Genomic DNA, 22,058 nt, shown 5'->3' with positions numbered 1-22,058 from the left:
AATGGTCATCCTGCAGGGGAGGATCTTCTACTATTTCAGGGAGGCGCACCGCAATGTGCCGAGCATCCTGACCCAGATGGCCATCATCGGCGCCGACACCCTGCCGGTCGCCTCGGTGATGTCCTTCTTCGTGGGGATGGTGCTCGCCCTGCAGACCGGCGTTGAGCTCAACAAGTACGGCGGCCAGAACATCATCGGCGCCATCGTCGGGCACTCCATGGTGCGCGAGCTCGGGCCGGTCATGACCAGCTTCCTGGTGGCCGGCCGCGTGGGCTCGGCCATGACCGCGGAACTCGGCGTCATGACGGTGTACGAGGAGATCGACGCGTTGCGCACGCTCGACATCGACCCGGTGCGCTACCTCGCCATGCCGCGCTTCATCGGCTGCCTGATCTGCGTGCCGGCCCTGGTCATCTACTCGGACTGCATCGGGATCATCGGCGGGGCGCTGATCAGCAACCTGCACCCGCAGATCTTCGTCTCGTACTCCACCTATTACGACAGCCTGACCGCCGCCCTCAAGATCAAGGAGATCGGTATCGGTCTTACCAAGGCGGTCGTGTTCGGCTCCCTGGTCGCGCTGGTGGCCTGTTACGTCGGCTTCAGCACCTCGGGCGGCGCCCGGGGGATCGGCGAATCCACCACCCGTTCCGTGGTGCTCTCCTTCATGTTGATCCTGGTCGCGGACTACATCCTGACCAGGCTTCTCATGTAGTCCGCACCGCTTCTTGTAGTTAGGCACGTGCGTGCCGCGTGTATTATCCGGAGGTTACTGCCCATGGCTCTCTCGGTAGAGAAAAAAGTCGGCATGTTCTTTTTGATTGGCCTGATCGTTCTCGGCATACTGCTCGAGGTGGGGGAGAAGTGGAACCCCTTCGAGAAGAACGTGCCGTACAAGACCTACCTGACCAGCATCACCGGTCTCAAGGTCGGCGACCCGGTGCGCCTGGCCGGCGTCGACGTCGGTCGCATCACCAAGATCTCGATACTTTCCGACAAGATCCAGATCGATTTCGAGGTGAAGCCGGGGACCCAGGTCCACACCGACACGGTGGCGGGGCTCAGGCTCACCAACCTGCTGGGTGGCCAGTTCTTGGGGCTCTCCTTTGGCACCCCGAGCGCGCCGCTCTTGCCGGCAGGTGCGACGGTGGCCGGCAAGGATGTCGCCAACATCGACATCATCGTCGACAACGTAAGCGACCTCACCAAGGACGCCAAGGCCTTCATCGCCAGCCTGAACAAGAACCAGGACGACGTGCTCAAGAAGATCTCCGCCATGCTGGACGAGAACCGCGGGAACATCAAGGGTGCCGTGGCAAACCTGAACAGCATCACGGAGAAGTTCGACCGCGGCGACGGTTCGCTTGCGCTGCTTCTCAACGACAAGAAGCTTTACAGCGACACCAGCGCCACCATGGCGAACCTGAACGCGGTGACGGCGAAGATCCAGAGAGGCGAGGGGACCATCGGCAAACTGGTGAACGACGACGCCTTCTACAAGGACGCCACCGCCGTGGTTGCCGACCTTAAGTCCGGGGTGAAGGACCTCAACGCCGGGATGAAGAACGTGAACGAGATCACCGCCAAGATAAACCGCGGCGAGGGGACCATCGGCAAGCTGGTGAACGACGACACCATGTACAACCGGTTGAACGACGCCTCCAAGGATATCGGCGAGATCGCCCACAAGGTGAACTCCGGGCAGGGGACCATCGGCAAGCTGATCAACGAGGACAACCTGTACCGCGACACCACGGCCACCCTGAAAAAGGCGGAACGCGCCATGGAAGGGTTGGGCGACACCGGCCCGATCTCGGTCTTGGGCTCCATCATCGGTACGCTCTTCTAAAGGCAATTTAGCCACGGAGACACGAAGCACACGGAGAAAAAGCAAACCTTTCGGGGGGACGGCCTAAAGCCGGTTTTCCCCTCCTTGGGCTTTGGCACTTCTCCGTGATCTCCGTGTCTCCGTGGCTAAATTTTTTAAAGGTTGTTATGACTGATTTCCTTCACATAGCCGTCGGCACCGTCACCATGCGCCCCTACGTCTTCGCCTTTTTCGCGAGCTACCTGGTGGCGGCGGTTTTGCACCTTGGCTGGCGCAAGACCATCTGGTTCACGGTGGTAGGCTACCTGATCGCGTTCGCCTCCGAGGTCTCCTCGATCAACAACGGCTTCCCCTACGGCTGGTACTACTACATCGACACCACCCGCCACGACGAGCTCTGGATCGCCGGGGTCCCGTTTTTCGACTCGCTCTCCTACGTGTTTCTCACCTACTGCAGCTACGGGACCGCACTCCTCGTCGTCGCCCCACTGAAACGGATCCGCCGCGACCTGGTCTCCCTGGAAACCCATGCGCTCAGGCGCTCCTTCTCCGTGCTCCTCTTGGGGTCGCTGTTCCAGGTCTTCCTGGACATCGTCACCGACCCGGTTGCACTGCAGGGGAGGCGCTGGTTCCTGGGGCAGATCTACGGCTACCGCGAAGTCGGCACGCATTTCGGGGTGCCGCTTTCCAACTACCTGGGATGGTGGTTGGTGAGCGCCCTTTTGGTTGCAGCCCTCCAGCTCATCGACCGCTTCGCCAAGGAACCGAAAAAACCCGCGGGGGTGGCGAAGGCTCCCTACCGCTCCTGCTACGCTCCCTTTCTCTATCTCTGCGTGATCGTCTTCAACCTCTCGGTGACCTTCTACATCGGGGAGAAACTGATGGGGCTCACCGGCGTCTTCATCTTCACCCTCCCGGTGGCGATCTCCGTTGTGCTGCTCGCCAACCGGGTGAACCGGTACCGGAAGGAGGATCTCGCCGAGCACCTCTCCGATTTTCCCTGGTCGCCAGCCGCCGAGGGGAACGCAAACCCGGACAGGAAACTGCGGCTCTACCCCTGAGACGTAGGCAGCCACTGCCTCAGCTCGTCTTATCCTCCTCATCCCCGGGCAGCCCCTCCAAGGCCCGCATCTGCCTTTGGTAACACTCCGGACAGAGCCCGTGGCTGAAAAGCGCCTGGGAATGCTCCGAGATGTACTGTTCCAGCTGCTGCCAGCTCTCCTTGTCGTTTCTGATCTTCTTGCAGACTCCGCAGATGGGGATCACCCCCTCCAGACGTTTCACCGCGGCCAGCGCCCTTTCCAGTTGGACCACCTTCTCCTCCAGTTGCTCGGTCCGTTCGGCCACCTGCAGTTCGAGGCTCAGCGCGTAGCTCTCCGCGCTGCTGCGTGCCTGGTCGATTTCACTCAGCAGACTGCGCAGGTAGCTGTCGAAAACCAGGGTGATGTCGAAATAGATCAGCTTTTCCAGGGCGAGGGCGGTACGGTGCAGCCGCTCGTGGTCGGCTATGTGGCGCTCGAAAACACGGTTGATGATGTCTTTCAGGGTCTTCACCGCCGCCAGGTAGAGTTGGGGTGCGATCCCGACACGCCGATGCACCAGGCCGATGCGGAGCCGGTCGGTAACATAGCTGTGCCCGGTATGGCCGCAGAAAAGTCCGAGCACGTAGCGGCGCTCGGCGCTGCGCAGGCGCCGGAGTACCCCCTCGTCCCTCAAAAAGGCCGCCATTTCCTCGAAACCCGCCTGGGCGGCAAGGTAGTCAGTGACAATCTGGTCGAGCTCCGCCCCGATGAATTCCCTGCACCGGTTCAACAGCGCGTCATCGTCAGCGGTCAGCTGCAAAAAGCCCCTTCGGCGCAGGATCTCGAGGTCGGTTATCTGCATATGGGCGTGCAATCCGTACTCTAGTCTCATTGTCGTGAGTTTCAACTTATGGCATTATCCTAGTAGTTTGTCTCCTCTGCTTCTAACCCATCCTTCTGCACGATTCTGAGACAGCTCTAAGCCAAAAGAACGCTCGATATAACTGTAAATTCCGTGCCTACTAGATTGTACGCCCGGCCCGGCTGGGCTCACAAGACAAAAGGCCGGTTTGGAAAGACCCGCGGGAACCGGAGGGGTTTGTCACCGGCAACCCTCGCAGCGTACAATGAGGCATGGACAACGCAAACCGGCAAGGAGGTCGAGTATGGGGTGGATGGCGAGAGTTCTGGTGCTGGTAGTTGCGCTGCTGGCCGGGTGCGCCACCAGCCGCGAGGCGGGGGGGCGCTACAAGATGGAGCAGTACCCGCTGCACTACCGGCAGTTTGACGTGGAACTGGCCTACCGGGTCAGCGACCTTGGATCGCAGACGCTGGTGGACGGCATGCTGAGGAGCCTGCGCTACCAGTACATGGAGGATGCGGAGGTCTGGGTTGCCGCACTTGGCTCTGGCGGAAAGACTGAGGCCCGTACGGTAAGCTACCTGCCGCACGAGCTGAGGCAGGGGGAGATCGCCTCGTTCAGTGCGAAGCTGCCGGTGCAGGTTGCGCCGGGGAGCACCCTGCGTTTCACCTATAAGTACCAGGGCTCGGACGGCGGTGACGACAAGGGAGAGGAGAGGATGCAGAGCTTCGATGCGGTGGTTCCCCCCCGGTAACGGGGGGGCAGGGATTGCCAGCGGGCTCCCTGGTGCCCCGCCGGTTCCGGGACCGGCAGGGGCACGAAGGGATAGCTGGTGCGGAAGGGGTTAGCTGACTACCTGCACTTCGATCTTGCGCGGCTTCGCTGCTTCCGCCTTGGGGAGGTGCAGGGTGAGTACGCCGTTGTTCAATTCCGCCCGCACCTTGCTCTGGTCGATGACGTCGGGCATCTGGAACTGGCGGAAGTAGGGTGCCCATTCAAACTCGCTGTAGATGGGGCGGCCCGGCTGCTGCCGGGAAACCTCGGCCTTGATGGTCAGAATCCCCTTGTCGACGTTGATGTCGAGTCCGTCCTTGTTGGCGCCGGGGAGGTCGGCGGTGAGTAAAAGCCCGCTTTCGTCCTCGACGATGCTTACCGCCGGACGCAGGAAGCGCTCCGGTGCCCGGGTTTCCTCCTTGTTGCTCTGGGTGATATCGTGAGTCAGGCTGTTGGCTGCCATGATGGTTTCCTCCTGTCTTCTGAGTAGTCGGTCCAGTGTCTTAGGCCACTTTTACGTCGATTCTGCGCGGCATCACGTGCTCTGCCTTGTGCATGGTGATCCTCAGCACGCCGTCGCGGTACTCTGCCGTGGTGCGGTCCGGGTCGATCTCGGTGGGGAGGTCGATGGTACGGCTGAACCGGCCGGAACCAAGCTCGCTGCGATGTACCACCCCTTTCGCGTCAACCGGAGACTTGCGCGCCCCCGCGATGCTGATGGTCTCGCGCAGCAAGGAGAGCTGCAGCTCCTTGGGATCTACCCCCGGGACCAGGGCATCGAGGCAGATCTCCCCCTCGTCTTCGCTTATGTTGACCAGCGGGAAGCGCCGCCCCGAACTCGGCGACAGGAAGGTGGTGGCCAATGGCCTCACCATGCCGACGCCCCGAAAAGCCTCGTCCATCTCCCTTCTCAGATTGTCCAATTCGTTGAAAAATCCCCAGCTTGCCATGTGGATTACCTCCTTTCGAGAGCTGACTTCTGAGCGAAATGTAATCATCAATTTTCTGCTGTCAAGGGGTTCACGTTGCGATGAGATCCCTGCTGTCGCGCAGAAGGGCATTCAGCCGCAGCACCCCTGAGACGGCTCGACGGGGTGCTGCAAAGGGACTGTCGGAATGAACGGTTGCAGCGCAGGCAGGAAATCCTCAGGTGTTGAGGTGTGCCTGCTGCTGCGGGAAAAGCGGTGGTTGGAACATAATGAGGGTTTCCTGCGTGGTCCCGGTGCCGGCCGAAAAGGTGCCGGCACCGGGGATGGCGGGGGCGATCAGGGATGGCGGGGTACGGGAAGGCACCCCTCTTCGTCGAGGGCCTTGAGGTAGTCGCTCCTGAGCTCGAGGAAGGCCTGGGAGAGCCGCTCGATAAGGGTCTTGTGGCTAGAGCCGACCAGTTCCAGGAGCCCATTTTCCTTGCTGGCGATCGCCCGCTCCAGTTGTGCCGGGCGGTGGTTGACCTCCACGTGGGTATGCCCCTGGGCCCAGCTCACCAGGCTCACCATGGCATCGACCACGAAGAAATCGATGCCGTAGACGGCAGCCACCAGGGGATGCTCCTTGAGTTTGAAGACCACCCGGATCTCGGGGTAGGGGAATTCTATACCCGGCAGATGATCCGGTCCGCCGTTGTGCAGCGCGGCGACCGGCAACACCTCGATGAAACAGTCGAGCAGCAGCGAGTCCACGTTGATCGGGATCTGGGTCGGAAGCTTGGACGCTGCCCGGGCAAATTTCTCACCATGTTCTAAATAAAGCGCAAGCTGCATAAGAATCACCTGCTTTCAGTGAACGTGCCAGACGAGGCTGGCAGCTAAAGGGGCCGCAATCCGCCTTCCGCGGCTGTCGGGGGCGGGCTACCTAAAATATACTTTGTTCTGAAAGAGTTTCAAAGGCCGGCCGCATGGCTGAGAGCTGCGGTGTCCGGAAGTACCGGCCTGAGGGCCCTGCCGCACGCCCCGTGTCGTCCCGACATTTTTTGACATCTTTTCTGGAAAGGCATATATTGTATTTAGCCTGTTTCCGAAACGGTAAACTTGGAAGAAATTCCAGGGGCACAAAGCTGACGGACCCGAAATGTTCAGGTAGCCGAGCTCCCGAAGAAACAGGCAACATCTCCTGAATGGCCGCCCATGATTCCATGGGCGGCCTTTTCTCGTCTATGCCAGCGATGCGGCAGCGGGGGCTGGAAGAGGGCGTTTTCAGGACGCACCCTCGGCGCGTTGTGTCAGGCCCTGCCACTTCTCTTCCAGCGGCACGCTCTCTCTTGTCTTTCTCTCACACTCCCCTCAGACTTTTTCCCCCTGGTGGAAACTTGCCATGTAGTTGGCGGGAATTATACTTTGCCAATGTTTTGCGGCAGTGTCCGCTTTACCGCTGTGTCATGTCCACGTTGCCAAGGAGGTCTACATGCAAAAGCTCATCCGCATCGAGCCGTCCAAGTGTGTCGGCTGCAAGTCCTGCGAGCTCTCCTGTTCGTTCAAGAACACCGGCGAGTTCGCGCCCAGCAGGTCCCGGATCGTTAACGAAGTCTTCCTGGAGGAGGCACAGTTCATCACGGTGACCTGCATGCAGTGCGACGATCCCTGGTGCCTGAAGGCGTGCCCCAAGGGGGCCATCTCCAAGCATACCCGGACCGGTACGGTCTCCGTGGACGAGCTTAAGTGCGTCGGTTGCCGCACCTGCGTGTCGGCCTGTCCCTTCGGGATGATCAAGTACGCCCCCTTGAAGGGTAAAGCCGACAAGTGCAACCTGTGCGGGGACGACTTCCCGGAGTGCGTCGCCTTCTGCCCGACCGGCTGCCTCAAGTTCTCCGAGGAGGACACGCCGCAACGGGAAAAGGTGCTCAAGTTCGTGCAAACCATGAAGGCCGGCCAGGGGGAGGTGTGATATGGGCTACGGATGGAACGGAAAGATCCTGCGCGTGAACCTGAGCGAACAGACCTGCGTGGTCGAGGAGCTCAACTACGACTGGGCCCGCGACTACGTGGGGGGGCGCGGCCTGGCAACCAAGTACCTCAGCGAAGAGACCGACCCGCAGGTCGACCCCTTGAGTCCGCAGAACAAGCTGATCTTCGCCACCGGCCCGCTCACCGGCACCTACGGCGCGGCCAACGGGCGCTACATGGTGGTCACCAAGTCGCCGCTCACCGGCACGATCGCCTGCTCGAACTCCGGCGGCTACTTCCCGAGCGAGCTCAAGTACGCCGGGTTCGACCTCATCATCGTCGAGGGGAAGGCCCCGAAGCCTATGTACCTGAGGATCTACAACGAGAAGGTGGAACTCGCCGGTGCCGCGCACCTGTGGGGCAAGTCGACGAGCGAGGCGGAGGACCTGATCCGCAAGGAGTTCCACGGCGACGCCAAGGTGGCGCTCATCGGGCCGGCCGGCGAAAACCAGGTGCACTACGCCTGCATCGTGAACGACAAGCACCGCGCCGCCGGGCGTAGCGGCGTCGGCATGGTGATGGGGAGCAAGAACCTGAAGGCGATCGCGGTGCGCGGCACCGGAGGGGTCGGCGTGGCCGACCCGGCCGGGTTCCGCGAGGCGGCCCGCGAGTGCTACCGCTTGCTGCGCAGCCACCCGGTGACCAGCCAGGGGCTCCCCGCCCTGGGGACCGCGGTCCTCGTCAACGTGATCAACCAAAGCGGTGCGCTCCCCACCCGCAACTCCCAGTCCGGGACCTTCGCACAGGCCGAGGAGATCTCCGGTGAGCGGCTGGCCCAGACCTACCTGAAGCGCAACAAGAGCTGCATGGGGTGCATCATCGGCTGCGGCCGGGTCACCCAGCTCTCGGACCCGCGCTGGTCGGGGAGCGGCGAGGGGCCGGAATACGAGTCGCTCTGGGCGCTGGGGGCAGCCTGCGGGGTGTCGGATCTGGCGGCCATCACCGAGGCCAACTACCTGTGCAACGAGTACGGCATGGACACCATCACGGCCGGCTCCACGGTCGCCTGCGCCATGGAACTCTTCCAGCGCGGGTTGATCAGCGAGGCCGAGGCCGGAATGCCGCTCAGGTTCGGCGACGGCGAGGCGATGGTGCGCCTCATCGAGCTGGCGGGGAAGGGGGAGGGATTCGGCAAGAAGATAGCGCGGGGCTCCTACCGGCTCGCCGAAAGCTATGGAGCGCCCGAGTACTCCATGAGCGTCAAGAAACTGGAGTTCCCGGCCTACGACGGGCGCGGCATCCAGGGGATGGGGCTCGAGTATGCCACCTCGAACCGCGGCGCCTGCCACGTGCGCGGTTACCTGGTCTCCCCGGAGATCCTGGGGGTCCCGGAGAAGCTCGACCCGCAGGCCCTCGAGGGGAAGGCCGCCTGGGCCAAGGTGTTCCAGGACGCCACCGCCCTGGTCGATTCCGCCGGGGTCTGCCTCTTCACCACCTTCGGCATCGGCGTCCCGCAGGTCGGCAAGCTCTTCAGCGCGGCGACCGGAAAGGCCGCCAGCGAAGCGGAGCTCCTGGAGGTCGGCGAGCGGGTCTGGAACCTGGAGCGGGTCTACAACCTGAAAGCGGGGATCGATCCGGCTCAGGACACCCTCCCCAAACGGCTTCTGGAGGAGCCGCTGCCGGACGGCCCCATGAAGGGGTCGGTCGCCCACCTCGGGGAACTCTTGCCGCAGTACTACAGCGAGCGCGGCTGGGATGAGAAGGGGATCCCGACCGAGCAGAAACTGAGGTCGCTGGGGGTAGCCACCTAGGGCCCGGCAGGCCCACAGGAGAGGGGCTTTGGAGCGCGCCGCGCCGCGCAGTTCGCGCCGCCGATTCCAAAGCCCCGCCTCTCGTTTCCAAGGCGCGAGCCGTTTTGTTTCAGGAGCCAGCATGCAGCACTTCGACATCGTCATCATCGGCAACTCGGCCGCCGGCCTGCAGGCGATCCGCACCCTGAGGCGCCTGGACCGCCTGGTTTCCCTGGCCCTCATCGACCGGGAACCGCGCCCCGCCTACTCGCGGGTGCTGACCCCCTACTACGTGGGTGGGAAGACCTCCAGGGAGAACCTGTACCTCGTCGAGGAGGGGTTCTACCCAGAGTTCGGGGTGACCCCGCTCCTGGGCGCCACGGCGGTCTCCCTCGACCCGGAGCGGCACCAGGTCCGCCTGGACGACGGCCGGGTGATCGGCTTCGGAAAACTGTTGATCGCAACCGGCGGCGAAGCGCGCCCCTTGGCCGGTGCGAGCGCACGCGTCTGCACCTTGCGCCACCTCTCGGACGCCGAACGCCTGCGCGCCCTCATCGCCTCGGCGCGCTGCGTCACCGCACTGGGAGCGGGGCTGGTGAGCGTGCCGGTCCTCTCGCACCTCCCCCCCGGGGTGGAGCGCCACCTGGTGGTGGGGAGCGACCGGGTCTTCAGCCGCCTCCTGGATGCGGAATCCGCTCTGCTCCTCGAGGAGCATTTCGCAGGGGCGGGTGTCCAGCTGCACAAGCGCGACGACGTTGTCTCGCTTGACGAGGGGGAGCGCCTGGAACTGCGGCTTGCCTCGGGGACCACGATCCCAAGCGACCTCTTGGTGGTGGGGAAGGGGGTGCGCCCGAACACGGATCTGGCCCGGGGGGCGGGGCTTCCCTGCGCGGACGGCGTACTCATCGACGACTACTGCCGCACCGCGCACCCGGACGTCTATGCCGCGGGGGACGTGGCCCAGGGGAAGGACCTGGTGACCGGGGAGCCGACCGTGCAGGGGAACTGGATCACGGCGGTAGAGCAGGGGGAGCACGCGGCGCTCAACATGCTGGGAAGCTCCTGCGCCTACCGCGGGAGCCTCAAAAACAACACCACCGAGGTCTTCGGGCTGGAGCTGGCGGTCCTCGGCTACTGCCAGGACGACGCGCCACAGACGGTTTCCTGGGGAAGCCGGTTCTCCGGGCGTTTCCGGAAGGCCTTCCTGGACGAGCAGGGGAGGGTCATCGGGGCGAGCCTGATCGGCGAGACCAACGACGCGGGGGTCTACTACCAGATGATCCTCGGCCGGATGCGGCTCCCCAGCCGGCGCCTGCTCCAAGGCGCGAACCGCCACGCCGCCGTCCAGCTGTACCTCGGCTGATTTCCCCGGCCGCTTCGCGCCGGTGCACCCAGCCGCCCGGCTGTCGCCACCGGGAAATGGCTCTGCGTCGCCCGGCCCGGTGCGGCGATCCTTCGTGCGTTAACCCCGCCTTCTGGGCCGCTTCCGGCGGTCGATCTCGCCTTGGTTACCCGCGCGCTTCCCGGCGTCCTAACCCGCCCGCGTCACCCTGCATCGAGCACCTCGCGCACCTTGCTCGCAAGCTCACTCAACGAGAACGGTTTCTGCAGGAAGCGGATCCCCGGCTCCAGGACGCCGTGCGCCTCGACGACGCTCGTCGCGTACCCCGACATGAACAGGTGCCTGAGCCCCGGAGAGAGGGCGCAGAGCTGCTGCGCGAGCTCCTTGCCGTTCATCTCGGGCATCACCACGTCGGTGAGGAGCAAATGGAACTCCCCTTTGCGCTCCCGCGCCAATGCGAGCGCCTGGCGCGGCGACTCCGCCGGCAGCACCTGGTAGTCGAGGCTTACCAACATCTGGCGGGTCATCTCCAGGATGGTCGGCTCGTCCTCCACAACCAGGATGGTCTCGGTCCCGCAGCGGGGAGGGGAGGCTGATTCGGAGTGGCCGGCCACGGCTAGGCCGCCGGTGTAGCGCGGGATGAAGATCTCGAAGGTGGTGCCGCAGTTGGGGCTGCTCTCGACGTTTATGAAGCCGTTGTTCTGCTTGACGATGCCGTACACCGTGGCAAGCCCCAGGCCGGTCCCTTTTCCCACCCCTTTGGTGGTGAAAAACGGCTCGAAGATGTGGGGGAGCAGCGCGGGGTCCATACCGTGGCCGTCGTCGCTGACTGCGAGGCGGACGTAGTCCCCCGGGGTGCACCAGGAAAGCCCGGAAAAGTAGTCGGTGGTAAGCGAACGGTTGCCGGTCGTGACCGTGATGGTGCCGGTCGACTCCATGGCGTCGCGGGCGTTGACGCACAGGTTGGCCAGGATCTGGTCCACCTGGGAGGGGTCTACCTTCACCGGCCAGAGTCCCGCCTCCGGATGCCAGTCGAGCTGGATTCCCTCCCCGATCAGGCGCTTGAGCATGTTGATCATCCCGGCCACGGTGGTGTTGAGGTCGAGGATCCTCGGCTCGATGGCCTGCTTGCGGGCGAAGGCGAGCAGCTGCCGGGTCAAGTCGGCCGAGCGCCTGGCTGCGTTGAAGATCTCCTGGAAGTTGGTATGGAAGGGGTCGCCGGGCTCCAGCTGCACCAGGGCCATGTTGGCGAAGCCCTGGATCACGGTGAGCATGTTGTTGAAGTCGTGCGCAACCCCTCCCGCCAGCCGCCCGATGAACTCCATCTTCTGCCCCTGCCTGAGGCGCGCCTCGAGCCTCGCCTTCTCTTCCTCGTTTTTCCTGCGCTCGCTCAGGTCGATGTCGATGAAGAAGATCTCCAGGGGCCTGCCGGGGAGCCGGACACTCACCTGGCTGGAGAATACCGAGACCGGGCTGCCGTCATTGCGCACCAAGGTAAGTTCTCCGGTGGGCAGCGGCTCGCCCAGCTCCCGGATCCGGTGCAGTGCCGCCTCGGTCTCCCTGATGCGCTCCTCCGGGACCAGGTCGAAGATGCTCCTGCCGAGGGCCTCCGCTGCCGGGTAGCCGTAGAGCTCCTCGGCGGCCCGGTTCCAGTACTGGGTGGTACCGTCGGCGGCGTAGCCGCGCACCGCCACGGAGGCCACCTCCTGCAAAAGGTTCCGAAAGCGCGCCTCGCTCTGGCGCAGGGCCTCCTCCATCGCCTTGCGCTCGATGATCTGCTGGGTGAGGTCCTCGGCGAACAGGCGCAGCTCCTCCTGGGCGTTCACCTGGCTCGTCACGTCTTCGATGGAAACCAGCAGGTTGAGGACCTGCCCCTCCGCGACAAACGGGGTGATGGAGCAGTTCACGTAGAGGGAGCTGCCGCCGCGCGTGGTGAGCTTCGCCTCGAAGTTCGCGACCGCCAGCGCCGCCCCGGTCAGCTCCTTGAGCTGCCGACGTACCCGCCGGGCATCGCGCCCCTGGAAAAACCAGATGAACGGGCGCCCGATGAGTTCCTCGCGGGACCAGCCGCTTAAGGAGGAACTGTGGGCGTTGCCTGCGGCGATACTGCCGTCGGGTTCCAGTACCAGCACCGCGTGCGGGCCGTTCTCCAGCACCTTTTCGAGAAACTCCCGACGCTGGCGCTCGGCCAGCACCACCCGCCGGAAGGCGAGCTCCCAGAGCAGGAAGAAGAGGAGCGCGCCGACCGAAAGCCCCGCCAGGGCCACCAGTGCAGTAGCCACCAGTGCCGGAAACAGGGAACGGCTGATCTCGACCCGCCCGATCGGCGTCCTCCCCTCGTAGAGTTCGCAGGAGCGGGTCAGGACCGGAGGGGGGAGCTGGTTCATGCTCTCCGCGACCACCCGGCGCCGCCCATCGAGAATCCTGCGGGTCTCGGCATGGCCGAAGTGGGGGCGCCGCGACAGGAGCTCGTGCAGGCGGGTCTGCTCGAAGCGCCACAGTTCCGGGTTCGCGTTCACCACGCCGGTGATGATGGTGGCGTTGATCTCGGCCTCGGTCTCCAGCTCCGCGCGCATGTGGGTGTAGGAGATGGCGAAGTAGCCGCCGGGGAGGATCACGGCCACCAGGATGGATACCGTGAGGCCTATCCAGAGGTAGGTGAGCTGCGCCTTTTCCAGGTTGTGGTTGATCTTATTTATCATGGGGGGCGCGCGGGAGCAGGTTTCCGTTGCCGGAGAGGATGCGGCGCCCTGCTGCCGAGAAGATGAATTCCTGGAACAGCCGTACCGAGGCGCGCGGTGTGGGGGGCGTGGCCAGGTACAGGGCGGTGAACAGCGGATAGCGGCCGGCGCTTAGGCTGTCGAGGGTGGGGGAAGATCCGGCGAACTTGAGCAGCTTCACCGGCTGTTTCTCGGTGAGGACCTGGGTGAGGGTCGCCGTGCCGAGTGCACCGGGAATGGTGGCGACTGCGTCCGCGCTGTCCTGGTCGGTCACCGCGATCACCGGTGCCCGGTTCAGCCGTGCGCTGCGCAGGGCGCGCTCGAGGGCGGGGGAAAGGGAGGCTATCTGCCGGGAGACGATGTCGGTCTCCGGCCTGAGCACCAGGCGAATCGGCTTGCCGTCCGGCCACCGCTCCTGCTTGCCGAGGTAGATATCCTCAAGCTCCGCAGCCGTGATGCCGTCGCGGCTGACACCGCGGTGGGCGATGAATGCGAAGGGGGTGCGGGCATACTCTTGGGCGACGATGCCGCCTTGGCGCTCCTCGGGACTTGGAGGACGGGCCGCCAGCGCGATGTCGAGCGCCCCCTGGGAGAGGGCCGAAAGCGCACCGCTGCTGCCGAGACTCGGAAAAACCTGGATGCGGATCTCGGGGTGCCTTTTCTCGAAGCTGGCAGCCATCACTTTCATGGCGCCCAGGCTCGCGCCGGTTCCGCCGACCTTGACCACTTCCTGCGCCGAGGCGAGGGAGGCGGGGAACAGGGAAAACAGCCATAGTACTGTGCCATACTTGGACATCCTGGTACGCATCGGCAACGCCACCTCACCCTCCAGTAGCCATCCATTACAGTAAATTACCAGTACCGAGACGAAAAAAACCGGGGATAAGGCTTGGGTCAGCTTCCTGGCCGCCTTACCTTTTGGTTAAGCCCCGATAACCTAGCAAATGCAATATTGCAAAGCAATACCTTTTGAATTAAGTTCCGCATATTTAAACAGGCTAACATCTCCCGGCGATAATCGTGCCGGCTCAGGGCCGATCGGGGACAGGCCGCGGTCGCCCCGCAGGGCAATCCTGAGCTACCAGTCCCCGTTGCCTGAGGGAACTAAAAACCCTACTTAATTTGTCAGGAGTTGCACCGAAGAGGGTTTGATGTCGTGGAAAGATGTGGGGGAAGGTGTCTAGATGCTGGACTTTGGAAAGAGAATCCGTCTCTTGAGGACCCTGCGGGGCGTTTCGCAGAGCGAATTGGCAGTGCTGTCAGGGCAGCGCCTGGACCAGGCGGTGATCGCTCGCCACGAATCGTGCGCGGCAGCGCTGCCGAGAAGGCACACCGTCGAGGCCTATGCCGGTGCGCTCCGCATTCCCCACCCCCTGCTGACCGGGAGGCATTCCGCGGAGCTCGTGCTGCAGGAGATCTTCCGGCCCTGGTCCCCCTGGAAGCGGCCGGCCCCGGAAACCGGCAACCGCATCGTCGCAGATCTCCAGGCCCTGCTTCCCGAGTTCGTCGAGGAACTTGCGCTGCTGCCGACCTCGCTGCTCTCCTGTGCGTTGGGCGAGGTGGCCGTGCTCTCCGGAGGGGGGCACAGGCTTATACTGGTGCTCCCTTTAGGCGCCGCGCGCCTGCTTGGGCTGGTGCCGGAGCAGGGTGGGGCGGAAGGCGGGATCAGCGAGCAGCACTACCTGCTGCTCTTGCTCGACCCTGCCGGGAGCCTGGACGCTCCGGAACTCCCCGGCGAGCTCAGGCTGGATCCCAAGCCCCAGGTCGGCGAGCTGTACCGCCTGCCGCGGCAGAGCACCGGGGTTTCCCTGGAACTCCTGGGGGACCTGGCCGACATCGACGAGCGCCTGCATGACTGCCTCAAGGGGGAGCAGCTGGTGCACCTCGAGGTGCGGCGCCCCGACGACCTGAAGGCACAACTGCCGGACCAGGTGCGCGACTATCTGAACCGGAACCGGCTGGACCTGGACCACGACGGGCACCTGGTGCTCGCGAAATAAAAAGAGGAGGCGCCGGTCGAGCCGGCGCCTCCTCTTTATCTCTGCGTTGCCTCACCCTTTGCCCAGGGGCGGGATCAGGCCAGGTTGAAGTTGTTCTGGTAGGCGTGCAGGGTGTTGATCATCAGCGCCGCCACGGTCATGCGCCCGACGCCGCCGGGGACCGGGGTGATCCACTCGCACTTGGGGGCCACCGCGTCGAACTCGACGTCGCCCACGAGCTTGCCGCTCTCCAACCGGTTGATGCCGACGTCGATGAGGGTTACCCCGTCCTTCACCATGTCCGGGGTGACGAAGCCGGGGATCCCCACGGCGACGATGACGATGTCGGCGCGCCGGGTCTCGTCGAGCAGAAGCTCGCGCGGGGTCTCGATGTGGGTCAAGGTGACGGTCGCGTTGCCGATGTCGAAGTCGTTGGAGAGCATGATGGAGATCGGTTTGCCCACGATGTTGGAGCGGCCGATCACCACGCAGTGCCTGCCGGCCACCTGCACCTGGTAGTACTGCAAAAGCTTGCAGATTCCGTAGGCGGTGGCGGGGCGGAAGGCCTTCTGCCCGAGCGCCATCCGGCCGAAGTTGGTCGGGTGGAAACCGTCGATGTCCTTCTCCGGGTCGATCGCGTTGATCACCAGCTGGGGATTTATGTGTTTGGGGAGCGGCAGCTGGACGATGAGGCCGTCGGTGGAGCGGTCCAGGTTGATCTCCTCGATCAGCGCCAGGAGTTCCTTCTCGCTGATGCTGGCAGGAAGCCGGATCAGGTTGCTTTCAAAGCCGGAGAGCGCGCAGGAGGTGACCTTCGACTTAACGTACGACTCGCTGGGGGCGTGCTCGCCCACCAGGATGATGGTCATGTGCGGCTTTCTGTGCCCCGCGTCGATGTAGCGCTTCACCTGTTGGGCGATGTCCGCCACCAGGTACTCCGCGCATTTCTTTCCGTCCAGAAGTTTCATGTCCCAGTTCCTTCCTTATAGTTGCGATCTCCATCTTGTATCACAAAAGAGCAGCAGGCTCAACGCCGCAAACACTAATCTGCCCGAAGCGCGGCGTTGTCAAGCAGGCCAGCCCTTCAGCAGGTGGATAGAGTCGACGGGTATAAAGGTGGGAGTGGGGAGTGGATCCAGCATGAGGCGGCAACCGTCTGCTTGATATCTCCAGTCAGTTTCCCTCCTCGAGATATCAGCAGACTCACGGGTCGTGCGACCGTTGTGGTGCCTGATAAAACACCACGCGTACTGAGTCGGGTGTCGGTGTATCTAGGTACACCTTCTTTTACAGCGCCAGAAATGTATCGTCTACGAAGTGGAACCGGATGCTCTCCGGGCCCTTGCCCGGCTTGAAATGGCTGCGCAGGGCATCGCGGATGTTCGCTTCGAGTTCGTCGAGTGTTTCGCCCTGGGTGACGATGGATTCCTGCAGGCTGATGGCCTGGAACCCCCCGGGTGCGTGTTTTACTAAAAAGAGTACCTCTCGCATCACAGGTTCCTCTTGCAACAGCACCTCACGCGTGCTGTCGGATCCACTCGAAACACGGTTTCGAGCCCCGCAGGTCGGATGCTGTTTACAGCATCGCTTCCTGCATTCTCTCGTATGGTACCTGCTCAACATCTTGAAATGCAATACAAAGTCATAGGCGGAAAGATGAATCCGAATTAAGAATAAACAGAAAGTATACCATTACTAAACTTTTCGTTGACAAAATTGGGGGAAATGCTAGATTGCGAAAATACAACTTGTTTACTGTTACTAAACTCGGGGGTCTGTTTGAAAATCGGTGAGAGGCTGAAACGGCTCAGGATGGCCAACTCGCTCACTCAGGAGGAGTTGGCAAGTCGCGCCGACCTTACCAAGGGCTTCATCTCCCAGCTGGAAAACGACGCCACGTCCCCCTCCATTGCGACGCTCAAGGACATCATCGACGTCTTCGGCATCAGCATGCAGGAGTTCTTCAGCGAGGAGCCGGACCAGGAGTTCGTGTTCGGAAAAGAGGCCCGGGTACAGGCGACCGACGACGGCGATTCGGTCAAGGTGGAGCTCCTGGTTCCCGGTGCCCAGAACCGCGACATGGATCCGGTACTGGTGACCCTGGAGTCCGGCGGCGAGATGGACGAGCAGCCCATCCACGAGGGCGAGGAGTTCGGCTACGTGATCTCGGGTAAGGTGCAGTTGCGGCTGGACGACAAGCTGTACGCGGTTGAGAAGGGGGAGTGCTTCTACTTCACCTCGGACCGCCCGCATACCGTGAAGAACATCGGCAAGGGTGCGGCGCAGATCCTCTGGGTCGTGACGCCGCCCACGTTTTACTACTAGTCAACAGGAGAGTTAAGGGAATGAGCAAAGTATTGATCATCGGGGCCGGCGGCGTCGGCGGAGTAGTGACCCACAAGTGTGCCATGGCCAAGGGTGTGATCACCGAGATTACGCTTGCCTCGCGCACCGAAGCCAAGTGCCGCGCCATCGCGGAACAGATCCCCGATTTCCCGGTCAAGACCGCCAAGGTCGATGCCGATAACGTCCCCGAGCTGATCGCGCTGATCAAGGCCGAAAAGCCCCAGCTGGTCATCAACGTGGCGCTCCCCTACCAGGACCTCACCATCATGGACGCCTGCCTGGCGACCGGCGTGGACTATCTGGACACCGCAAACTACGAGCCGCTCGATACCGCCAAGTTCGAGTACAGCTGGCAGTGGGCCTATGAGGAGCGCTTCAAGGAGGCGGGCCTCATGGCGCTTCTGGGGAGCGGCTTCGATCCCGGCGTCACCAACGTCTTCACTGCCCTCGCCGCCAAGAAGTACCTGGACGAGGTGCAGGAGATCGACATCATCGACGCCAACGCCGGCAACCACGGCCAGCCCTTCGCCACCAACTTCAACCCGGAGATCAACATCCGCGAGGTGACCGCCCCCTGCCGTCACTGGGAGAACGGTCAGTGGGTGGAGACCGCGCCCTTGGGCACCAAGCGGAGCTTCGACTTCCCGGAAGGGATCGGCCCGATGAACATCTACCGGATGTACCACGAGGAGATGGAGAGCCTCGTGAAGCACATCCCGACCATCAAGAAGGCCCAGTTCTGGATGACCTTCTCGGACAACTACTTGAAACACCTCGAGGTCCTGCAGAACGTCGGCATGACCCGCATCGACGAGGTGGAGTACAACGGCCAGAAGATCGTGCCGCTGCAGTTCCTTAAAGCCGTGCTGCCGGATCCGGGGAGCCTCGGGCCGCTCACCAAGGGGCGCACCTGCATCGGCGTGGTCGCCAAGGGGCTTAAGGACGGCAAGAAGAAGCAGGTCTACATCTACAACATCTGCGACCACGAGGCCTGCTATAAAGAAGTGAAGTCCCAGGCGATCAGCTACACCACCGGCGTGCCCGCCGTGGTCGGTGCCGTCATGATGCTCTCCGGCAAGTGGCACAAGCCGGGTGTCTGGAACATGGAGCAGTTCGATCCGGAGCCGTTTTTGGAGACCCTCTCCACCATGGGGCTCCCGTTTGAGGTCGTCGACGGCGGCGACTGGCTGGAGCTTACGTGACCCGCTGGCATGTCGAAGAGATGACGCAGCTCGCTCCCTCGCCGGCCTTCGTGGTCGACCTGGGGCGGCTGCGCCACAACCTGGCCATCCTGGACCAGGTGCAGCAAAGAAGCGGCGCCAAGATCCTTTTGGCGCTGAAGGCGTTTTCCATGTGGAGCGTCTTCCCGCTCATCGCTAAGACCCTGAAGGGGATCTGCGCCAGCTCGCCCTGGGAGGCGCGCCTGGGGCGCGAGGAGTTCGGCGGCGAGGTGCACAGCTTCTCGGCGGCCTTCAAAGAGAGCGACATCGCCGAACTCCTTACGACCTCGAACCACCTGGTCTTCAACTCCTTTAACCAGCTGGAACGCTTCCGTCCCCTGTGGGAGAAGGAAGCCGGCCGCGTCTCCATCGGCTTGAGAGTAAACCCGGAGCACTCCGAAGGTCACACCGAGATCTACGATCCGGCGGCCCCCAAGTCGCGCCTGGGAATCAGGCGCGACGAGTTCGAGGGGAAGAGCCTTGAAGGGGTGGAGGGGCTCCACTTCCACACCCTCTGCGAGCAGCTCTTCGATCCCCTGGAGCGCACCTCGCGCGTCTTCGAGGAGAAGTTCGGGGAGTTTCTGCCCCGGATGAAGTGGCTGAACCTGGGAGGCGGGCACCACATCACCCGCGAGGGGTACGACATCGACGCCCTGGTGGAGCTCGTGAAGTACTACCGCGAGAAGTACAACCTGGAGGTCTACCTGGAGCCCGGCGAGGCGATCGCCATCGGCACCGGCGTGCTGGTCTCCGAGGTGCTCGATCTCACCCACAACCAGATGGATCTCGCCATCCTGGACGTCTCGGCGACCTGCCACATGCCGGACATCCTGGAGATGCCCTACCGTCCGGAAATCGTGGGGGGCTTCGACGCGGGCGAGAAGCCGCACAGCTACCGCCTGGGCGGGCCTTCCTGCCTGGCCGGCGACGTGATCGGCGACTGGTCCTTTGAAAAGCCGCTTCAGGTGGGCGACAGACTCTGCTTTCTGGACATGTCGCACTACACCATGGTGAAGACCACCACCTTCAACGGCATCCAGTTGCCGCATATCTGTACCTATGAACCCGAGACCGGCGAATTGAAGGTCGTGCGCAGCTTCGGCTACGAGGACTTCAAGAACCGACTCTCCTAGCCGTAACAACGAGCGGTTATCTCACATCTGAACACTGGTGAACTGAACTATGCCCAAATGGTCCATTAACGATTCCGCCAAGGTCTACAACATCGGCAACTGGGGCGCCGACCTCTTCTCCATCAACAAGAAGGGGAACGTCTGCGTGCACCCCACCCCGAACTCCAAGTACTCCATCGACCTCAAGGTCCTGGTGGACGACCTGATCAAGAGAAAGATCAAGCCGCCCATCCTCTTAAGGTTCATGAACATCCTCGAGGGGCGCATCGCGTCGATCAGCCGCGTCTTCAAAAACGCCATCCACGAGAACAACTATCCGGCTAAGTACCAGACCTTCTACCCGATCAAGGTGAACCAGCAGCGCCAGGTGGTCGAGGCGATCGCCAACTTCGGCAAGAAGCACGGCCTGGGACTCGAGGTCGGCTCCAAGCCCGAGCTGGTGGCGGCGATCTCCATGTCCGCGGGGAACAAGCTCCCCATCATCTGCAACGGCTACAAGGACACCGAGTTCATCGAGACCGTGCTCTACGCGACCCGGGTGGGCTACGACATCACCATCGTCGTGGAGAAACTCTTCGAACTGGAGCGGATCATCGAGGTCTCCAAGCGCACCGGGATCATCCCGAAGCTGGGGATCCGGGTAAAGCTCTCCTCCAAGGGGATCGGCAAGTGGTCCACCTCCGGGGGAGAGGACGCCAAGTTCGGCCTGCGCATCTCAGAGATCATGGCCGCCATCGAGTCGCTCAAGCAAAACGGCCTGATCGACTGCGTGAAGCTGCTGCACTTCCACGTGGGGAGCCAGATCACCAAGATCGACAAGATCAAAAACGCCCTCATCGAGGGGGCGCGCATCTACGTCGAGATGCGCCGGTTGGGCGTAAACCTCGAGTACCTGGACATCGGCGGCGGCCTGGGGGTCGACTACGACGGTTCCAAGTCGAGCTACTTCTCCAGCGTCAACTACTCCCTCGAGGAGTACGCCAACGACGTCATCTACCAGGTGAAGAACATCTGCGACGAGGCCGGGGTCCCCTGCCCGAACATCATCTCCGAGTCCGGCCGCGCCACCGTCGCCCACTACTCGGTGCTGGTGACCAACGTCCTGAACAACAACACCCAGACGCTCATGCCGGACTTCGAGCACATCCTGGCCGAGAACGCGAAGCTCTCGCCGACGGTTAGGAAACTGGTGGACATCTACAAGTCTATCGACCGGCACAGCCTGAGGGAGGACTACCACGACACCATCCAGCTGATCCAGGAGTCGGTGAGCCTCTTCAACCTGGGCTACCTGAACATGAACGAGCGCGCCCACGCCGAGTGGGTCTACTCGAAGATCATCCGCAAGATCAACTCGATCGTCGAGAAGCTGAAGCCGATTCCGGACGAGCTGCAGAACTTCCAGCTCTCGCTTCGGCAGACCTACTTCACCAACTTCTCGCTGTTCCAGTCGATTCCCGACTCCTGGGCGATCGACCAGCTCTTCCCGATCGTCCCGATCCAGCGGCTGGACGAGAAGCCGGACGTCCTCACCTCGATCGCCGACATCACCTGCGACTCGGACGGCGAGATCACGAGCTTCGTGGGGGAGAACGGCAGGACCAAGGCGCTGCCGCTGCACAAGATCGACGTGGGGGAGGACTACTACATCGGCTTCTTCCTGATCGGCGCCTACCAGGAGATCCTGGGCGACATGCACAACCTGTTCGGTGACACGAACGCCGTGCACATCACCTTCAACAAGAAGACCAACTACAAGATCGACACCGTGATCACCGGCGACGCCACCTGGGAGAGCCTCAAGTACGTGCAGTACGACGCGAGCGAGATCCTCAAAAGGGTACGCAACAACCTGGAGACCGACGTCTCGCTGCAGAAGGTCTCCATCGAGGAGAGCAGCCACTTCCTGGAGCTTCTGGACCGCACCCTGCAGTCCTATACCTACTTCGGGGAATAGCCTGCGCCAACTCTGCGTTTCGACGGGTAGAAAACATGAAGGGCCGCCTCTGGCGGCCCTTCATGCGTGGGCTGATTCCGACGTGCTGCACCAAGGTAGCCACTGCCGGAGATCTTTACACTAGGACATCTAAAGTGTCAGGATTCTTATCACTTTTGTCCTGCCTTTCCTTGATCTGCAGGGCATCATCTCCGAAAAGTCATGCA

20 protein-coding genes and 1 riboswitch are annotated in these 22,058 nt (G+C 62.7%); of the genes, 12 read left to right on the top strand and 8 right to left on the bottom strand.

The window, feature by feature from the left end; all coding sequences use genetic code 11:
- Position 1: 1 nt before the first annotated feature.
- From GMST_RS17045 to GMST_RS17035, 3 genes are all read left to right on the top strand, one after another.
- Positions 2 to 715 carry an MlaE family ABC transporter permease gene (locus GMST_RS17045; protein ID WP_371873137.1) on the top strand — a complete coding sequence of 238 codons (714 nt, stop codon included), beginning with the start codon at positions 2 to 4 and terminating at the stop codon, positions 713 to 715.
- Positions 716 to 778: 63 nt separating this feature from the next.
- Positions 779 to 1,849: an MlaD family protein gene (locus GMST_RS17040; protein ID WP_183355903.1), complete on the top strand. Its 1,071-nt coding sequence runs from the start codon at positions 779 to 781 to the stop codon at positions 1,847 to 1,849.
- 146 nt (positions 1,850 to 1,995) lie between these two features.
- Positions 1,996 to 2,889, top strand: a complete 894-nt coding sequence (locus GMST_RS17035; protein ID WP_183355902.1) for a carotenoid biosynthesis protein — start codon at positions 1,996 to 1,998, stop codon at positions 2,887 to 2,889.
- A gap of 19 nt (positions 2,890 to 2,908) precedes the next feature.
- Here the strand turns inward: GMST_RS17035 and GMST_RS17030 are convergent, their stop codons facing one another.
- Positions 2,909 to 3,712: a protoglobin domain-containing protein gene (locus tag GMST_RS17030; RefSeq protein WP_183355901.1), complete on the bottom strand. Its 804-nt coding sequence runs from the start codon at positions 3,710 to 3,712 to the stop codon at positions 2,909 to 2,911.
- Positions 3,713 to 4,016: 304 nt separating this feature from the next.
- Here GMST_RS17030 and GMST_RS17025 point away from each other — a divergent pair, with 304 nt between their 5' ends.
- Positions 4,017 to 4,466 (top strand): hypothetical protein, encoded by a 450-nt coding sequence (locus GMST_RS17025; RefSeq protein ID WP_183355900.1) that lies wholly within the window; start codon positions 4,017 to 4,019, stop codon positions 4,464 to 4,466.
- 90 nt (positions 4,467 to 4,556) lie between these two features.
- Here GMST_RS17025 and GMST_RS17020 read toward each other — a convergent pair whose 3' ends face one another.
- From GMST_RS17020 to GMST_RS17010, 3 genes are all read right to left on the bottom strand, one after another.
- Positions 4,557 to 4,949: an Hsp20/alpha crystallin family protein gene (locus GMST_RS17020; protein WP_183355899.1), complete on the bottom strand. Its 393-nt coding sequence runs from the start codon at positions 4,947 to 4,949 to the stop codon at positions 4,557 to 4,559.
- Between the two features lie 40 nt (positions 4,950 to 4,989).
- On the bottom strand, positions 4,990 to 5,436 hold the full coding sequence (locus GMST_RS17015; RefSeq protein WP_183355898.1) for an Hsp20/alpha crystallin family protein: 447 nt from the start codon (positions 5,434 to 5,436) through the stop codon (positions 4,990 to 4,992).
- 315 nt (positions 5,437 to 5,751) lie between these two features.
- Positions 5,752 to 6,246 (bottom strand): hypothetical protein, encoded by a 495-nt coding sequence (locus GMST_RS17010; protein ID WP_183355897.1) that lies wholly within the window; start codon positions 6,244 to 6,246, stop codon positions 5,752 to 5,754.
- A gap of 250 nt (positions 6,247 to 6,496) precedes the next feature.
- Positions 6,497 to 6,578: riboswitch (cyclic di-GMP riboswitch) on the top strand.
- A 308-nt stretch (positions 6,579 to 6,886) separates the two neighbouring features.
- Here GMST_RS17010 and GMST_RS17005 point away from each other — a divergent pair.
- The 3 genes from GMST_RS17005 to GMST_RS16995 all read left to right on the top strand — a co-directional run bounded on the left by GMST_RS17005 (position 6,887) and on the right by GMST_RS16995 (position 10,518).
- Positions 6,887 to 7,366 (top strand): 4Fe-4S dicluster domain-containing protein, encoded by a 480-nt coding sequence (locus tag GMST_RS17005; RefSeq protein ID WP_183355896.1) that lies wholly within the window; start codon positions 6,887 to 6,889, stop codon positions 7,364 to 7,366.
- A gap of 1 nt (position 7,367) precedes the next feature.
- On the top strand, positions 7,368 to 9,176 hold the full coding sequence (locus tag GMST_RS17000; RefSeq protein ID WP_183355895.1) for an aldehyde ferredoxin oxidoreductase family protein: 1,809 nt from the start codon (positions 7,368 to 7,370) through the stop codon (positions 9,174 to 9,176).
- Between the two features lie 121 nt (positions 9,177 to 9,297).
- Positions 9,298 to 10,518: an NAD(P)/FAD-dependent oxidoreductase gene (locus GMST_RS16995; protein ID WP_183355894.1), complete on the top strand. Its 1,221-nt coding sequence runs from the start codon at positions 9,298 to 9,300 to the stop codon at positions 10,516 to 10,518.
- A gap of 182 nt (positions 10,519 to 10,700) precedes the next feature.
- On the opposite strand, the gene GMST_RS16990 is transcribed toward GMST_RS16995, so the two are convergent.
- A complete protein-coding gene (locus GMST_RS16990; protein WP_183355893.1) occupies positions 10,701 to 13,199 on the bottom strand; it encodes a PAS domain S-box protein in 2,499 nt (832 codons plus the stop codon).
- Complete coding sequence (locus GMST_RS16985; protein WP_183355892.1) at positions 13,189 to 14,025, bottom strand: substrate-binding domain-containing protein; 837 nt, start codon at positions 14,023 to 14,025, stop codon at positions 13,189 to 13,191. Before GMST_RS16985 ends, GMST_RS16990 begins: the two co-directional genes overlap by 11 nt.
- A 439-nt stretch (positions 14,026 to 14,464) precedes the next feature.
- Here GMST_RS16985 and GMST_RS16980 point away from each other — a divergent pair, with 439 nt between their 5' ends.
- A complete protein-coding gene (locus GMST_RS16980) occupies positions 14,465 to 15,217 on the top strand; it encodes a hypothetical protein (protein WP_246399775.1) in 753 nt (250 codons plus the stop codon).
- Positions 15,218 to 15,291: 74 nt separating this feature from the next.
- On the opposite strand, the gene GMST_RS16975 is transcribed toward GMST_RS16980, so the two are convergent.
- Both GMST_RS16975 and GMST_RS16970 read right to left on the bottom strand, forming a co-directional pair.
- Entirely contained in the window at positions 15,292 to 16,164 is an 873-nt protein-coding gene (locus GMST_RS16975) for a bifunctional 5,10-methylenetetrahydrofolate dehydrogenase/5,10-methenyltetrahydrofolate cyclohydrolase (RefSeq protein WP_183355890.1), read from the bottom strand.
- Between the two features lie 319 nt (positions 16,165 to 16,483).
- Complete coding sequence (locus tag GMST_RS16970; protein WP_198424572.1) at positions 16,484 to 16,687, bottom strand: type II toxin-antitoxin system HicB family antitoxin; 204 nt, start codon at positions 16,685 to 16,687, stop codon at positions 16,484 to 16,486.
- A gap of 288 nt (positions 16,688 to 16,975) precedes the next feature.
- Here GMST_RS16970 and GMST_RS16965 point away from each other — a divergent pair, with 288 nt between their 5' ends.
- Genes GMST_RS16965 through speA form a run of 4 tightly spaced genes read left to right on the top strand, consistent with a single transcriptional unit; the run spans position 16,976 to position 21,852 of the window.
- Positions 16,976 to 17,521 (top strand): helix-turn-helix domain-containing protein, encoded by a 546-nt coding sequence (locus GMST_RS16965; protein WP_183355888.1) that lies wholly within the window; start codon positions 16,976 to 16,978, stop codon positions 17,519 to 17,521.
- Between the two features lie 20 nt (positions 17,522 to 17,541).
- Entirely contained in the window at positions 17,542 to 18,744 is a 1,203-nt protein-coding gene (locus tag GMST_RS16960; protein WP_183355887.1) for a saccharopine dehydrogenase family protein, read from the top strand.
- Positions 18,745 to 18,764: 20 nt separating this feature from the next.
- Complete coding sequence (gene nspC, locus GMST_RS16955; RefSeq protein ID WP_371873136.1) at positions 18,765 to 19,895, top strand: carboxynorspermidine decarboxylase; 1,131 nt, start codon at positions 18,765 to 18,767, stop codon at positions 19,893 to 19,895.
- A gap of 49 nt (positions 19,896 to 19,944) precedes the next feature.
- Positions 19,945 to 21,852 (top strand): arginine decarboxylase, encoded by a 1,908-nt coding sequence (speA, locus tag GMST_RS16950; RefSeq protein WP_183355885.1) that lies wholly within the window; start codon positions 19,945 to 19,947, stop codon positions 21,850 to 21,852.
- The last annotated feature ends 206 nt before the right edge of the window (positions 21,853 to 22,058 follow it).

Origin of the sequence: Geomonas silvestris (assembly GCF_014193515.1) — a bacterium.
GTDB lineage: Bacteria > Desulfobacterota > Desulfuromonadia > Geobacterales > Geobacteraceae > Geomonas > Geomonas silvestris.
This window is presented reverse-complemented; position numbering and strand designations above follow the sequence as displayed.